Source organism: Aeromonas bivalvium (assembly GCF_046078285.1).
Taxonomy (GTDB): domain Bacteria; phylum Pseudomonadota; class Gammaproteobacteria; order Enterobacterales; family Aeromonadaceae; genus Aeromonas; species Aeromonas bivalvium.
The window spans coordinates 149,053-163,651 of record NZ_JBGXBV010000002.1; the positions used below are offsets into that span (position 1 = coordinate 149,053).

The window sequence follows — 14,599 nt, forward strand, 5'->3', positions numbered from 1 at the left end:
AACGACGCGGAGGCAACCATGACGGACAAGGCACTGCTGGTCATCGATTTCATCAAGGATCTCGCCCACCCGGATGGCAAGGTCGCGGCCTGCTCCCGCCATGTGCAGGAGCAGGATGCCATCACCCATGCCAACCAGGCGCTGGCCCATGCCAGGGCCCGGGGCTGGCTGGTGATCCTGGTGAAGGTGGGGTTCGAGGCCAACTATCATCTGCAACCCAAGGGTTCGCCCATCTTTGGCCGGGCCCAGGAGTTCGGAGCCCTGCGCCTCGATGGCGAGGGTGGGGAATTTCATCCCGACCTGGCGGTGCTAGGGACGGATCTGGTGCTGGAGAAGCCCAGGGTCAGCCCCTTCTACGGCACGGCCCTAGAAGCGGCGCTGCGGGTCAATGGCATCGAGCATCTCTACCTGTGCGGCATCAGCACCACGTGGGCCATTCAGGCCGCTGCCCGGGATGGCCACGATCGGGACTACGCTATCACCATACTGGAAGATGCCTGCGCCGCCGCCGATGCCAATGAGCACCATGCCTCCCTGCGCCAGCTCGGGCGTATCGCCGAGGTTATCCGGGTGGAACAGCTGGTCTCGGCGCAGGGGCGCTAGGGCCAGGTCAGCCAACGCCCACCAGGCAACAAGGCCGATCCCGGGGATCGGCCTTGTTGCCTGGTGAATATCGCGCCTTGGCCTTAGCGGGCCTGCTGGGCGGCGCGGTAGAGGGTCCACTCCTCCATGACGGTGCCATCCGGCAGGTGGCAGTAGCCGACCGTCCCCCCCGGCTCTTGCTCCAGCACCAGCTTGCCGTCCTGATCGGCGCAGTAGACGGACGCCGGATTGGGGGTGCCTATGCTGGCCGGGGCGGGCGCCGAGCCTGACTCGGCGCAGCCGGTCAGGGCCAACAAGGGCAGCAAGGACAGGGCGCCGTAGCGTATCAATCTCATATCACACCTCCAGGCTGAGTCAGTGCCGCTGACCATACACCCAGACCTGGCCGGGTCGCAACTCAGAGGCTTGGGGTGTCTGCCCGAGGAGACGCGGCGAGCGGCACCTGGGTCGTCACCATCTGCAGAAAATGATCCCGGATGGGATCGGCAAAGGCCGGATTCCACACCAGACTGATTTCCCACTCGGACCAGGGGCCCGAGAGGGGGTAGAGGGTCACGTCGGGGCCGGCGATGAAGCTGACGCTGCGGGGCAGGATGGCGTTGCCGATGCCCGCGGCCACCAGGGCCACCAGGGTCTGGATATCCTCCGCCTCCTGGACCGTGGCCGTCAGCCGGTTGCTGCCGAGGAAGCGGGCTATCTGCTGGCTGAGGCCAGGGCAGCGGTGCCCCACCATCTGCAGCAGCGGCTGATGGGCCAGCGCCCAGGCCACGTCGAAGGTGGCCGGGTCCGACCCCGTCATCTGGCTGGGCACGGCCAGCACCAGCCTGTCGGTCAGCAGTCTGTGCTCCCGCAGCTGGGGCGCCTCTGGCCTTCGCATGAAGCCCAGCTGCAACTGACCCGACAGCAATCGCTCCTGCTGGATGGCGGAGGTCATGTCCTGCAGATGCACCATCACATCGGGGGCCTGCTGCTTGAAGCGGGCCACCAGGGAGGGAGCCAGTGCGAAACTCGACAGCCCGAACCCTATCTTGAGCCGCCCGGCGATGCCGCTGGCCAGGGCCAGGGCGTGGCGCTCGAACCCCTTGCCATGGTCGACCAGGGCGCTGGCCTGGGTGAGCAGCTGGGCACCGATGGCGGTCAGTTCGGCGCCGTGGCGGCCCCGGTTGAACAGGGTGGCGCCGAGGGCCAGCTCCAGCCCCTGGATCTGCTTGGTCAGGGCCGGCTGGGTGATGAAGAGCCGACCGGCCGCCTCCCGGTAGTTGGCGGTCTCGGCCAGCATGACGAAGGCTTGCAGCTGTCTTAAGTCGAATTTCATTCCATTTGGTTATCCAATGTGGCGATTAATTGATTATAAATTATCTAACTGCCTTGTTCTAATGGTCTCGAAACGGGCCTTTTGCCCCTGACCAGTCACAAGGAGTCATCTCATGTCGAGCGAACGCTATCTGTTTTTGATCAAGGGAAGTCTGGTGATGGCCCAACCCGTGGCAGCCCCTGAGACGGGGGAGCTGCTTGTCGGCCTGTTGCAGCAGGGCTTCGTCGTCGGCCCTCTGCCGGTGTGGGCGGGCAATGCCGAGCAGGCGCTCGCCTGTTACGAACCCCTGGCCCAGCGTCAGGCCTTCGCCGATGTGTTGACGGGGGGCGCATCATGAGCCAGCTCACCCTGAGGGCCGCCGCCCTGCTGCTGGACATGGATGGCACCCTGGTTCACTCCGGCGGCGAGGTAGAGACGGTGTGGCGGCTCTGGTGTCGGCGTCATCGGCTGGATCCCGAGCCCGTGCTGGCCATGTGCCACGGGGTGCGCTCGCGGGAGGTGATACGGGCCCTGGCGCCGGAGCTGGATCTGGCCCGGGAGGTGGCGCTGCTCGATGAGCTGGAGATCCGCCACACGGGGCAGGGCGAGGCGATCAAGGGGTGTCGCGCCGTGTTGAGCGCCTTGCCGGTGGGATGCTGGGCCCTGGTGACCTCCGCCAGCCAGGAGGTGGCCCGTCATCGGCTTCAGAGCGCCGGTCTGCCGCTGCCATCCCTGCTGGTGGGGGCGCAGGAGGTAGAGCATGGCAAGCCGGATCCCGAACCCTATCTGCTGGCGGCCGGGCGACTCGGGCTGGCCCCCGCCGACTGCCTGGTGTTCGAGGATGCCCCCGCAGGCATCCGCAGCGCCCTGGCGGCCGGTTGCCCCGTGGTGCAGGTCGGCGGCAAGGAGCGGCTCGATCCGGCCGTGCTGGCGGTGATCCAGGATTGGCGCCAGGTGACTGTGCGCCTCGATGAGGGGGGAGGATTGCAGCTGGCCCTGCTGATCTGACGAGGCGCTGGCAACAAAAAGCCCCCGACGAGCGGGGGCCAGAGACGGGGGCCGTCTGGGTTACTTGAAGACCCGGAAGCGTTCGGCGTCATCCATGAAGGTCTTGTCGCCGGCGGGTTGCTCTATGCTGCCAAAGGGCATCTGGGCGCGCAGCAGCCAGCTCGCTGGCAGTTCCCAGCGCTGGCGGACCTCGTCATCGATGAGGGGGTTGTAGTGCTGCAAGGAGGCGCCAATTCCCTCCTGGGCCAGGGCGGTCCAGACCGCAAACTGGGCGATGCCGGTGGCGTGTTCCGACCAGATGGGGAAGTTGTCGGCGTAGAGGGCGAACTTCTGCTGAAGGTCTTCGATGACGGCGGTGTCCTCGAAGAAGAGCACGGTGCCAAACCCGGCGCGGAAGCTGCCGTTGATCTTGTTCTCGGTCTGGGGGAAGGCCTCGGCCGGTACTATCTTGCGCAGCGTCTCCTTGGTGAGATCCCACAGGGCATGATGTTGATCACCGAACAGGATGACGGCGCGGGAGCTCTGGGAGTTGAAGGAGGAGGGGCTGTGCTTGATGGCATCCTTGATGATCGCCGTCAGCTGGGCCTCGGAATGGGTCACCCGGTTGCCCAGGGCATAGATGGTACGACGTGCTTTGATCTGTTCGATAAACGGACTGCTCATAACATCTCCTTGGTTGATGAATCATCGCCACCAGTCATGGCGACAAAGGCCATCTGGCTCCGATTTCTAGAGTCAACGACTATAACACCTTGCGCGCAATAAACCGTCAACTCAGGGTGATGACTGTTTCTACTGTTCATGGATATTCACGCGGCAAAGGCGCAGATGGCCGCGGGGGATGCTGATATGTTTTTTATCATTAACAGTGGCGCTTGATGACTTCAATCAATAACTTTGTCAGATGTTTAAACTATAAAATCCATCCAATATGACATTTTATAGAGGGTGGCATGACGGCAGCGCTGATCAAGGAACGCTATTACATACTGACTCCGCTGTCGCTGCTATTGGGAGGGCTGGTGCTGATCGCCACCCTGTTGCTGGCGGCAGCCAGTTACCTCGGCAGCATCGACAAGACCATGGCGGGTTACGGTCACATGCTCGCCGCCCTCGACGCCACCCTGATCCAGGAGATGGCGCAGGACAACCGCCGCCAGCTCGGCGTGCTGGAGGCCTCCCTGGACAAGCGGGCCATCGCCGCCGGGGCATCGGCCATCAATCCCATCTGGGCCATTGCCCATCAGTTCAAACACGACGCCCACTTTCTCTATTTCTACAACACGCGCACCCAGCGGCTCGACGGCTATCCCGACTGGCAGCAACCCGAGGGCTACCGGGCACAAGCGCGGCCCTGGTATCAGGCACTCTCCGGCGAGGGTGACGACCTCATCTGGTTCGGTCCCTACCCGGAGTTCGATTCGGCCGGGCAGGTGCTGACCCTGATCAAGCGAGTCAAGGATGATGGGGGGCAGTTGCTGGGACTGCTGATGGTCGACATGTCGTTCAGCGCCTTGCAGGGGGCGTTGCAACGGGCGGTGGGCGAGGATCAGGTGGCCCTCTACATCACGGCGCGCAAGGGGGGCCAGCTGGTGGTGGGTCACAATCTGCAACTGCTGCCGTCCCGCCTCGATCGGGAGAAGCAGGGGGCTGGGCTGGACGTGTTCTGGGAAGGTCGCCACCTGCAACACGTTCTGGAGGGGATGGAGTGGGATCTCAACGTCTATCTGGCCCCCTCCCATTTTCATGCAAACCTGCAAGACACCCTGCTGATGGTGGTGCTGCCCGCTCTGGCGCTGCTCTTCATCTGGTTGTGCAGCCTGTGGTTTCTGGTGCGGATATTTCGTCAGGAGCAGGCCCTGGTTCAGGGTTCCCTCAGCGGGCTCATCCGGGATGAGGCAAGAAAGGAGATCCAGCGGCGTCAGCGAACCTGGTTCGTGCACGGCAGCCTGGGGGAGATAGAGCAGATGAGAAACAGCCTGCTGCAAGGGCAGGATGCCCTGCTGCACGATCCCCTCACCGGCATCATGAACCGGCGGGCCTTCGATCAGCAGAGGGCCAGACTGGAGCTGGAGGGGGTGCCCTACTGGCTGGTACTGTTCGATGTGGACAACTTCAAGGGGGTCAACGACGGCTGGGGGCACAGTGTGGGGGATGCGGTGCTGTTCCGGGTGGCCACCATCATGACGAGAACCCTGGGGGATGAGCGAGTCTATCGCATCGGGGGTGATGAATTTGCGGCCTTGCTGCCCTGGGATCAGGCGGAGCTGGAATGCCGCCTGACCCATCTGCTTGGTCGGGTGCGAGCCCTGCAATGGCGGGAGTTCGAGGCCTCCATCACCCTGAGCGCGGGGGGCGCCCGCTATCCGGATGATGCCCCTTTGCTGTTCGATCGGGCCGATGAGTGCCTATATCGGAGCAAACGGCTGGGGCGGGATCGCTGGCATCTCAGTGGGCCCCGGGAGTCAGACAGTGACTGCGACCCCCGGGCGATGACAGTATCTGTCTGACAGGGGGCGCCCCCGAATGGAGTGCGACAGTGCAGTTCGGGGCAAGGCCCCTGCTTTTTCAGATGAAAATGGATTTTTTTACCTTGTCTTTCATGCTGTTAACTTTTCCATCTTGCGCCGTCGTTCAAGGCGGGATTCCTTTGAATTAAACCCTCCTCCTTCGGGGTGGCTGGCGCCCGGCATGGCCATTCGTATAGTGCAGGGGAAATTAATCAGGTTTGACAGGAGTACCCCATGGAGATGAGAAGACACGGCATGAGCGCCCTGGCCCTGTTGGGTTCACTGCTGCTGATGAGCGGTGCAGTTCGGGCCTCCGAGACACTCAATACCGTGCTCGGTGGCGGTGTGGGGGGCGTGGCAGGCACCATGCTGGGCAAGCAGCTCGGCGGCGATACGGGAGCCCTGGTGGGGGCTGCCCTGGGGGGCGCCGCCGGTGGGGCGGCGACCGCCAATCGGGGTAACAAGAACGAGGCCGCCATCGGGGGGGCCGTGGGTGCCCTGGGGGGGGCCGCCATCGGCAAGAGCCTGAGCGGGGACACGGGTCAGCTGATCGGGGCCGGCATAGGTGGCGCCGGCGGCTCCGCCATAGGGGCACGGACCGGTGACGGGCACGAGGCCCGTGGCTCAGACAGGGACGGGCGACGCTACGATGGGCATCGCCACCGTGGCGATCGCCATTATCACCATCACCCCAAGCACAAGAAGAAATACTACAAGAAGCACCGCAAACACAGATGGCATGACGACTGAGGTCGGTCAGGAGATGCAGCAAGGGGCCAGGGGCCCCTTTTTCGTGCCCCTCGTTCAGACCAGGCGGTGCTGACGCCGTCTGGCCGGGAGGGACTTGATGTTGTCGATGAGCGGATCCGTGAGGGCAGCCCTGTGTCAGACCAGGCGGTGCTGACGCCTGCCGGCGGCGAAGGCGTTGATGTTGTCGATGAGCTGATCGGCGAGGCGCTGCATCGACTCTTCGCTGGCCCAGGCCACGTGGGGGGTCAGGATGAAATTGGGGTATTGCAGGGCCTGCATCAGGGGATGATCCGGGGGCGGCGGCTCCACGCTTGCCACGTCGAACCCGGCGCCGCCGAGGCGACCGTTGGCCAGGGCCTCCAGCAGGGCCTGCTCGTCCACCAGGCCGCCGCGACCCACGTTGATCAGCAGGGCCCCCGGTTTCATCATGGCCAGCTCCCGCGGGCCGATGAGATGACGGGTGTAGGGGGTGAGCGGGCAGTGCAGGCTCACCACATCCGAGCTCTGCAGCAGGGCATCCAGGGGCAGGCGGTCATCCTCGGTGGCGGCGCCCACCTGGCTCTGGGCGTAGCGCACCTCCATGCCGATGCCAAGGGCCCGCTCCCCCAGGGCCTGGCCCAGGGTGCCCTTGCCTATGATGCCGAGGCGCTTGCCCTGCAAGTCCATGATGGGGTGGTCGAAGAAGCAGAACTGGCCGCTTTGCTGCCAGCGCCCCTCTTGCAGGGACTGGCGCCAGGCGAACAGGTTGCGCGACAGGGCCAGCATCAGCGCCATGGCGTGTTCGGGCACGGAGGGGCCCGAGTAGTTGCGGATGTTGCACACGGCGACATTGGCGGCGCGGCAGGCCTCCAGATCCAGGTTGTCGCTGCCGGTGGCGGCCAGGGCGATCAGCCGCAGCTCGGGCAATTGGGCCAGCTCGGCTTTGCCTATGCGCACCTTGTTGATGATGGCGATGCTGGCTTCCCTGAGCCGCGCCACCACCTGTTCGGGGGCCGTGTTCGGGTAGCTTTGCCAGTGGTGGGGAAAATCGGGACGGTGCAGATGCACGTTCGCATCCAGGGTGTCGCTGTCGAGAAACACGATTTGCTGCATGAAGCCTCCTGCCATTGATGGGGCCATGATGCCAAAGAGTGGCGCCCAGTAGCCAGCCCGAATGCCGTCAGGCTGGGGAGCGGCGATAGGGCGTGATCAGCGTCAGCCCGCATGCCGTCAGGCTGGGGAGAGGCAATAGTGGCGGGATCAGCGTCAGCCCCAATGCCGCCAATCGTAGGGGAGACGATGGGGGCGGGATCAGAGCCAGCCCGCATGCCGTCGGCTGGGGAGCGGCAAGAGTGGCGGGATCAGAGCCAGCCGAGGTGGGTGAGCCAGCCCTGGATGCGGGCAGGGGTCTCGTCCAGGGTCAGCAAGGCGTAGGGACGGTAGTTGAGCTTGTGGCTGCGCCGGCTCTCGCTCTGGCGGGCTTCGGCGGCCAGTTGCGGCCAGCGCCCTGGCTCGTCCTGATAGAGGTCCAGGGTCGGCACCCTGGTCTGGGCCACCTGCTTGGCCAGGGCCTGGTTGCTCTGGGGCAGGGGGAAGAAGCCGTCGAGCAGCACCAGGGCATCCGGGGCAGGCAGCTTGTCGCTGGCGATGAGATTGGCGGCCCAGGCGGCGCTGGTGCCCTGGGCCAGCAGCAGCCTGAAGCCCCCCTCCTTCCACTTGGCATCCCCCAACTTGGTGATGCGCTCGGCGAACTGGTCACGAAAGGTCTCCATGGCGGGTTGCCGCTTCTCGGCGGCAGGATCCAGCTCGCTCTGCCGGGGGGAGGGGAGCAGCAGCAGGGTGTCGAAGCCCAGGCGTCCCAGATCCCGGGTCAGTTGCCACAGCTGGCCGCTGCGCTGCCAGTCCGGCAGCAAGATGGCCAGCCCCAGATAGCTGTCACCGTCGTGCCTGGCATAGAGCACTGTCTGCTGCTCTATCCGGGTGCTGTCCGGCAGCCCCTGCCAGTCCGCGCTCTGCCAGTAGTCGGCGGGGGGAGGCGGAGCGATCTCGCTGGCACGGGCTGCCTCGCCGCTCAGGCAGCACAGACTCAGCAAACACAGCGATAGTGACACTCTGGCCATGGGCCCCTCTCGTTTCGTCCCGGGACTGGGTCTCCTGTTAACGGCAGCTCGGGCCATTTCTGAAGGGGGCATGTGCGCGGCGGGCCGCCCTGCTGTGCATGGGGGTCAGTTTGCCCGGCATCTAGCTGCCCATTCGAACGCCGGGAGCGGCAAGGCTGGGGCGGGGAGCAACCAATAAAAAAGCGAGCCTGGGCTCGCTTTTTTGCATTCGATTCAAGAGTCTATCAGGAGAGACGACGCTTGAATTCGCCGGTGCGGCTGTCGATCTCGATCTTGTCACCGATCTCGACGAAGGCGGCAACGGCCAGCTCGTAGCCAGTGCCTTTCAGGCGGGCAGGCTTGGTCACTTTACCGGAGGTGTCGCCACGGGCGGCCGGCTCTGTGTACTCGATTTCGCGCACTATGGTGGTCGGCAGCTCGACGGAGATGGCTTTCTCGTTGTAGAAAGTCACTTCGCAGATGTCTTCCATGCCGTCTACCAGGTAGTTCAGCACGTCACCCAGGTTGTCCTTCTCGACGTCGTACTGGTTGTACTCTGTGTCCATGAAGACATACAGGGGATCGGAGAAGTAGGAGTAGGTGCACTCTTTGCGCTCCAGTTGAACCACTTCCAGCTTGTCGTCAGCCTTGAAGACGGTCTCGGTGGCGCTGCCATTGAGCAGGCCTTTCAGCTTCATCTTGACCACGGCGGAGTTACGGCCGGATTTGTTGAACTCAGCCTTCTGCACCACCATCGGCTCGGTGCCGATCATGACTACGTTACCAGCGCGGATTTCCTGTGCGGTTTTCATGTCAAAATTCCTGTTCGTGAAACGGACGAATAAAAAACTGCCAGATTATATACGGCTTTCCAGAAATTTCACCAATCGTGTGACGAGATCCCCATCCCGGTGCAGCTTCTGTGACCAGTCTCGCCCATGTTGCCGCCATCTGGCCGCGTATTGCGGCCATTGGGCCCAGAGCTCACGGGTCTCTTCCCCCTGGTTGAGGGCGTGGTTGCAGGCTCGCAGCCAGCTTGCGGTCTCCGGGGGCAGGTCGGCCAGATAGTGGTCGAGGAAGCCGTCCAGCTTGACCATGTGGGCCTGTTCTTCCTGGGGATAGATGTGCCACAGGAAGGGCCGTGCCGCCCACTGTGCCCGCACGAAGGAGTCTTCGCCGCGCACCAGGTTGAGGTCGCAGCTCCACAGCAGGCGATCGTATCCCGCCTGGTCCGTCATCGGCAGCAGCTTGACGGCGAGGCTGCCGGCGCGCAGCAGATCCCCGGGTTGCACCGCCTCTCCTTCCCGGCCCAGGCCTCGCAGCACGTCCGGTACGGCGCGCCCCAGGGGCAGCAGCAGGGTGACGCGGGTGGGACTGGCCTGCCAGTCGATCACCAGAGAACGGATCGCCTCGCTCTCGTAGGCAAACAGGCTGACTCTGATCTCGTGCTCTGCCTGGGGGGGCAGGTCCAGGCTGGCCCAGTAGGCGGCAAGCCCCGCCTCGTCCTGCTGCCAGCGATCCCGCTCGGCGATGAGTCCCTGCTCGCACAGCAGACCGCCGGTTCTGGCCGTGAAGCCCGGGAAGAAGAAGAACTTGTCGAGGCGCTTGTTGCCCACCTGCTGGGGAGAGGCGAGGCCGTGGCAATCCTCGACCCAGCTCTCGGCCGAAAGGTACTCCAGGTTGACCCAGCAGGGGGGAGGGCTCTGCTCGGCCATGCGTTCAATAAAGGGGGCGGGCAGCTCGCAGGCAAACGCCTCGATCACCACGTTCGCCGGAACGACGTTGGCGGGCAGGCGCTCGTGCCAGTGCTGGACATAGATGCCGTCGACCCACTGGCCATCCCGTGCGGGATCCAGCCCAGGGCAGATGCGGGCGAAGCTCGCCAGATCGTCCACCCAGAGCCGTACCTGCATGTCACCGTCCTGTGCGGGGGTCGCCTCCCCCGAGGTGCCATGGCCCCGGGACTCTATCCTCCCCTCCCGCTTGAGCTGGCGGGCCAGCCGCCAGGTGACGCCGATGTCGCCGAAGTTGTCCACCACGGTGCAGAAGATGTCCCAGTCGAACGGGGGGAGAGGGCTTGTCATGGCTCGGGGTTCCAGATGCAAAAAACCGGTGCGCAGGGTAGCACACCGGTGGGTCGGCTTCTAACCGTCAGCGCGTGACGGAGCCTGCGACAGGTTACTCCTTGCCGTAGACGTTGTTCTCTTGCTCGCGCACCCGGATGAAGGTGGTGCGCTTGGTCAGCTCCTTGAGCTGGCTGGCGCCGACGTAGGTGCAGGTGGATCGCACCCCGCCCAGGATGTCGCGCACCGTGTGCTCCACCGGGCCGCGGTAGGGCAGCAGCACGGTTTTGCCTTCGGAGGCGCGATACTCGGCGACGCCGCCGGCGTGCTTGTCCATGGCGCTGGCCGAGCTCATGCCGTAGAACTTCATGAAGGGCTCGCCATCGACCTCGACGATTTCACCGCCGCACTCCTCGTGGGCCGCCAGCATGCCGCCGAGCATCACGAAGTCGGCGCCGCCGCCAAAGGCTTTGGCCACATCCCCCGGGCAGGTGCAGCCGCCGTCACCGACGATCTGGCCGCCCAGGCCGTGGGCCGCATCGGCGCACTCTATGATGGCGGAGAGCTGGGGGTAGCCGACCCCGGTCTTGACCCTTGTGGTGCAGACCGATCCCGGGCCTATGCCCACCTTGACGATGTCGGCGCCGGAGAGGATCAGCTCCTCCACCATCTCGCCGGTCACCACGTTGCCCGCCAGGATCACGTGGTTGGGGCAGGCTTCGCGTATCTTGCGCAGGAACTCGACGAAGTGCTGGGAGTAGCCGTTGGCCACGTCCACGCAGATGAAGCGCAGCGCCTCGGACATGGCGAGGATCTGGCGGGTCTTGGTGAAGTCCTCCTCCGAGGTGCCGGTGGAGACCATGACATGGCCCAGCAGGGCCGGATCGGTTTCGCTGACGAAGGATTGCCACTGGGCCAGGCTGTAGTGCTTGTGCACCGCCGTCATCATCTCGAAGCCGGCCAGGGTGCGCGCCATGGCGAAGCTGCCGACGGTGTCCATGTTGGCGGCGATGACGGGGGTACCCTGCCACTGGGTCCGGGTGTGCTTGAAGGTGAACTGGCGGGTCAGGCTGACCTGGGCGCGGCTCTTGAGGGTAGAGCGCTTGGGGCGAAACAGCACATCCTTGAAACCGAGCTTCAGGTCTTCTTCGATACGCATTGCAAATTCCTTATTGAGCCTTGTGTGAGAGGTCACTTTGCAGTGGCAACTTTTCGGCAGGCACAAAAAAACCGGTGGTTTTCAGGGCCTCCGGTTTACAGCAGTGTAGGCAAAAATCCCGTCAGAACAAGACTGATAATTCACGCATCGCTGTGGTAGCCTTTGGCGTCACAACCTGAGCACAGCCCAGGCACCCATTCCCCGGGACATCCCCCCTTGGTGCCTGCCAGGAATGCCTCCCTTGACTCCCTTTTTCACCCCCAGTCCGGATCCTGACGCGGGCGGTGCGAGAGGCGCCATCCTGCCCAGGGCGCCGCCTCTCGCCGGTTGACAGCTGGCCTTTCCATCCCCACTCTTGGCCTCTGGGGCCAGCGTCGGCCCGGCCTTGATCAGGAGCGAACGTGCTTGCATTGCGAACCATGACCTTGCTGTTACTGACCTGCCTCTCCCTGCCCGGGATGGCGGCGTCCCCCACCGTCTATGGCTGGATCGAGAAGGGATTGATCATGCCCAGCGCCGTGGCGGTCAAGATGAAACTCGATACCGGGGCCCTCACCTCTTCGATGGATGCGCGGGATCTGCACCACTTCAAGCGTGACGACAAGCCCTGGGTGCGCTTCACCCTGGTGCTGACCGATGCCAACACCGACAAGGTGGTGCGCCAGACCCTGGAGCGGCCGGTGGAGCGCAGCGTGACGGTGCGCGGGGCGGGCGGCATGGAGCAGCGCCCCACAGTCACCCTGTCCGTCTGCCTCGGCGACAAGGTCTACAAGGAGTGGTTCACCCTGCGGGATCGCAGCGACATGCTCTATCCCGTGCTGATCGGCCGTCGCCTGCTGGCGGAGCTGGGTCCGGTGGACTCCGCCCGCACCTTCACGGTGCAGCCCAGCTGTGGTTAAGGGGCTGTTCCTGGGAGCATGAATCACGCGCGGGGGCCAGGGCCCCCGCGTTTTTTGTTCCGGTGCCCGGCTAGATCGGCGGTGCTGGCAGCAGCAGGCTCACCTCAAGTCCCCCCTCTGGCCGGTTGTGGATACTCATGTCCGCGCCGTGCAGCTCGGCGATGCGGCGTACTATGGCCATCCCCAGGCCCACCCCGTCCCCTGCCTGGGGATTGACCCGGAAGAAGCGTTCACACAGGCGTGCCATCGCCTCGGCGGGGATGCCTGGGCCATTGTCGCTGACCGTTACCCGTACCCGGTTGCCCGATGGCTCGACGGCGACCGCTATCACGCCGCCGACCGGGGTGTAGCGCAGCGCATTGTCGATGAGGTTGCCAAACATCAGTTCAAGCAGGGTGGGCTGGCCCATGATCTCTACCCGGCCGCTGCGCTCGAGGGAGATCTGCTGCTCCTTGTTCAGTGCCAGCGGGGTCAGGGCGGCCAGACAGCCTTGCAGCAGCTGGCCAAGATCGACGCGCTCCAGCACGAGATCCTGCTGGTTGTCGATGCGGGCCTGGGTCAGCAGCTGGCGCAGCAGGCGGTCGCTGCGATCGAGGGCCAGCAGCATCTTGGCCAGCGACTGGCGTCGACTCGCTTCATCCTGCGCCGCCAGGGCGTTCTCGCTGTGGATCCTCAGCACCGCGAGGGGCGTGCGCAGCTCGTGGGCGGCCTCGTTGGTGAACTGCTTCTCCCGCTCCAGGGTATCGGCCAGGGTGTGCATCAGCCGGTTGATCTCCCCCACCAGGGGCGTCAGCTCCTCGGCCTTGATGGCGAGATTGAGGGGGCTCAGGTTGGCGGGGTGACGCTCGCCGATGGCCTGGGTCAGCTGGCGCAGCGGCGCCAGACCGCGGGTGACCAGCCACCACAGCAGGCCGAGCAGGAAGGGCAGGGTAATGAAGAGGGGCAGCATGGTGAGGGTGGCCATCTTGCTGGCCAGCTCGCTGCGTTCGTCATCCCGCTCCGCCACGATGAGCCAGGTCTGTTCACCTTGGTTGTAGAGGGTGAAGGTGCGCCAGTCATGGCCATCCCGACGCACTGTGTCAAAGCCGATGGTCAGCTTGCCGAGCAGCCGCGGCGGCGCGCTGGGGGAGCGCAGCAGCAGCCGGCCCTCGTCATCGGCCAGCTGGAAGGTGAGATTGCGTTCAAACTCATGGCCGTAGGGGGTCAGCTCTCTGTCCTCGCCCCTGAGGTTGAATCCCTGCTCCTCGGGGCCGTTGTCGGGGTTTTTCCGGGTCCACTCCTGATAGAGGGTGCCATCGGCGGGCAGTGTCTTGCTCTGCTTGAGGTAGGTGGCCAGCAGCTGGTTGGTGATGCGGGCGGACTGGGCGAGACGGGCATCAAACAGCTCTTCCATCTCGTGGTTGGCCTGCAGGTAGCCGATCAGGCCGCTGATGGCGAGGCTGAGGCTGACCAGGGCCAGGATGCCGGAGAGCAGGAAGCGGCGGATGGAACGGACGCGGCTCATGGGGCTGGCGCCCCCTTGGTGCCCTGACCCTCCTGTTGCGGCACTATGTAGCCGACGCCGCGAATGTTGCGGATGAGCTCGGGGAAGAACTTCTTGCGCAGGTGGTGAATGTGCACCTCCACCGCGTTGCTCTCTGCCCCCTCGTCCCAGCCGTAGAGGCTCTGTTGCAGCTGATCCCGGCTCAGGACCCGGCCGCTCTGGGTGATGAGCTCCTGCAGCAGCTTGTATTCGTGGGGGGTGAGCTTGACCGGCTCGCCCCGATAGGTGACCTGCTGTGATGCGGGGAAGAGCTGCAACTCCCCGTACTCCAGCACTGCCTGGGCCTGCCCCTTGCTGCGTCGCACCAGGGCGCGCAGCCGGGCGTTGAGCTCCTGCAGGGCGAAGGGCTTGACCATGTAGTCGTCGGAGCCGGCATCCAGCCCCAGCACCCGATCGTCCAGGGCATCCCGGGCGGTGAGGATGAGTACCGGCAGGGTCTGCCCCTCCCGGCGCAGCTTGCGCAGCAGGCTGATGCCGTCGATGTCCGGCAGGTTGAGATCCAGGATAAGGGCGGCGAACTCCTCGCTCTTGAGTGCCGAGAGGGCCGGCAGCCCCTGCTGGAGCCAGTCCACCGTGTAGCCGCTGCTGCGCAGCGCATCCACCATGCCGTCTCCCAGCATCACATCATCTTCCACCAACAGGACTCGCATTGTTCTCTCCCTCAAATGACGCTGCCCACCAGTATGCAAGCT

16 protein-coding genes are annotated in these 14,599 nt (G+C 64.6%); 6 read left to right on the top strand and 10 right to left on the bottom strand.

What is annotated here, in order from left to right:
- Nucleotides 1–18 precede the first annotated feature (18 nt).
- Nucleotides 19–603 (top strand): isochorismatase family cysteine hydrolase, encoded by a 585-nt coding sequence (locus ACEUCR_RS07835; protein WP_111874066.1) that lies wholly within the window; start codon nt 19–21, stop codon nt 601–603.
- A gap of 83 nt (nt 604–686) precedes the next feature.
- On the opposite strand, the gene ACEUCR_RS07840 is transcribed toward ACEUCR_RS07835, so the two are convergent.
- Both ACEUCR_RS07840 and ACEUCR_RS07845 read right to left on the bottom strand, forming a co-directional pair.
- Nucleotides 687–938 carry a putative hemolysin gene (locus ACEUCR_RS07840; RefSeq protein ID WP_111874065.1) on the bottom strand — a complete coding sequence of 84 codons (252 nt, stop codon included), beginning with the start codon at nt 936–938 and terminating at the stop codon, nt 687–689.
- A gap of 62 nt (nt 939–1,000) precedes the next feature.
- Nucleotides 1,001–1,918, bottom strand: coding sequence for a LysR family transcriptional regulator (locus ACEUCR_RS07845; RefSeq protein ID WP_408789279.1), 918 nt, complete (start codon nt 1,916–1,918; stop codon nt 1,001–1,003).
- A 112-nt stretch (nt 1,919–2,030) separates the two neighbouring features.
- Between ACEUCR_RS07845 and ACEUCR_RS07850 the strand changes: the two genes are divergently transcribed.
- Together ACEUCR_RS07850 and ACEUCR_RS07855 are read left to right on the top strand one after the other, a co-directional pair.
- Nucleotides 2,031–2,255 carry a hypothetical protein gene (locus ACEUCR_RS07850; RefSeq protein ID WP_041992965.1) on the top strand — a complete coding sequence of 75 codons (225 nt, stop codon included), beginning with the start codon at nt 2,031–2,033 and terminating at the stop codon, nt 2,253–2,255.
- The gene (locus tag ACEUCR_RS07855; protein WP_392443997.1) at nt 2,252–2,905 is read left to right on the top strand and encodes an HAD-IA family hydrolase; all 654 of its coding nucleotides are present in this window, start codon (nt 2,252–2,254) and stop codon (nt 2,903–2,905) included. The genes ACEUCR_RS07850 and ACEUCR_RS07855 overlap by 4 nt, the downstream gene beginning before the upstream one ends.
- Before the next feature lie 60 nt (nt 2,906–2,965).
- Here the strand turns inward: ACEUCR_RS07855 and ACEUCR_RS07860 are convergent, their stop codons facing one another.
- Nucleotides 2,966–3,568, bottom strand: coding sequence for a nitroreductase family protein (locus ACEUCR_RS07860; RefSeq protein ID WP_041992971.1), 603 nt, complete (start codon nt 3,566–3,568; stop codon nt 2,966–2,968).
- A gap of 290 nt (nt 3,569–3,858) precedes the next feature.
- On the opposite strand from ACEUCR_RS07860, the gene ACEUCR_RS07865 reads away from it, so the two are divergent.
- On the top strand, nt 3,859–5,415 hold the full coding sequence (locus ACEUCR_RS07865) for a GGDEF domain-containing protein (protein ID WP_408789283.1): 1,557 nt from the start codon (nt 3,859–3,861) through the stop codon (nt 5,413–5,415).
- A 234-nt stretch (nt 5,416–5,649) separates the two neighbouring features.
- Nucleotides 5,650–6,165 carry a YMGG-like glycine zipper-containing protein gene (locus ACEUCR_RS07870; protein ID WP_111874061.1) on the top strand — a complete coding sequence of 172 codons (516 nt, stop codon included), beginning with the start codon at nt 5,650–5,652 and terminating at the stop codon, nt 6,163–6,165.
- Nucleotides 6,166–6,300: 135 nt separating this feature from the next.
- Here the strand turns inward: ACEUCR_RS07870 and ACEUCR_RS07875 are convergent, their stop codons facing one another.
- The 5 genes from ACEUCR_RS07875 to ACEUCR_RS07895 all read right to left on the bottom strand — a co-directional run bounded on the left by ACEUCR_RS07875 (nt 6,301) and on the right by ACEUCR_RS07895 (nt 11,465).
- On the bottom strand, nt 6,301–7,257 hold the full coding sequence (locus ACEUCR_RS07875) for a D-2-hydroxyacid dehydrogenase (protein ID WP_111874060.1): 957 nt from the start codon (nt 7,255–7,257) through the stop codon (nt 6,301–6,303).
- Nucleotides 7,258–7,505: 248 nt separating this feature from the next.
- The gene (locus ACEUCR_RS07880) at nt 7,506–8,264 is read right to left on the bottom strand and encodes a DUF3530 family protein (RefSeq protein ID WP_408789286.1); all 759 of its coding nucleotides are present in this window, start codon (nt 8,262–8,264) and stop codon (nt 7,506–7,508) included.
- 224 nt (nt 8,265–8,488) lie between these two features.
- Entirely contained in the window at nt 8,489–9,055 is a 567-nt protein-coding gene (gene efp, locus ACEUCR_RS07885) for an elongation factor P (RefSeq protein ID WP_041992985.1), read from the bottom strand.
- A gap of 45 nt (nt 9,056–9,100) precedes the next feature.
- The gene (earP, locus tag ACEUCR_RS07890) at nt 9,101–10,327 is read right to left on the bottom strand and encodes an elongation factor P maturation arginine rhamnosyltransferase EarP (protein ID WP_408789289.1); all 1,227 of its coding nucleotides are present in this window, start codon (nt 10,325–10,327) and stop codon (nt 9,101–9,103) included.
- Between the two features lie 94 nt (nt 10,328–10,421).
- Entirely contained in the window at nt 10,422–11,465 is a 1,044-nt protein-coding gene (locus ACEUCR_RS07895; RefSeq protein WP_408789292.1) for a GMP reductase, read from the bottom strand.
- A 401-nt stretch (nt 11,466–11,866) separates the two neighbouring features.
- On the opposite strand from ACEUCR_RS07895, the gene rloA3 reads away from it, so the two are divergent.
- Nucleotides 11,867–12,364 carry a retropepsin-like aspartic peptidase RloA3 gene (gene rloA3 / locus ACEUCR_RS07900; protein WP_408789295.1) on the top strand — a complete coding sequence of 166 codons (498 nt, stop codon included), beginning with the start codon at nt 11,867–11,869 and terminating at the stop codon, nt 12,362–12,364.
- A gap of 70 nt (nt 12,365–12,434) precedes the next feature.
- Here the strand turns inward: rloA3 and ACEUCR_RS07905 are convergent, their stop codons facing one another.
- Nucleotides 12,435–13,868 (bottom strand): ATP-binding protein, encoded by a 1,434-nt coding sequence (locus ACEUCR_RS07905; RefSeq protein WP_408789298.1) that lies wholly within the window; start codon nt 13,866–13,868, stop codon nt 12,435–12,437.
- Nucleotides 13,865–14,557, bottom strand: a complete 693-nt coding sequence (locus ACEUCR_RS07910; protein WP_041993000.1) for a response regulator — start codon at nt 14,555–14,557, stop codon at nt 13,865–13,867. The genes ACEUCR_RS07905 and ACEUCR_RS07910 overlap by 4 nt, the downstream gene beginning before the upstream one ends.
- Nucleotides 14,558–14,599: the final 42 nt, after the last annotated feature.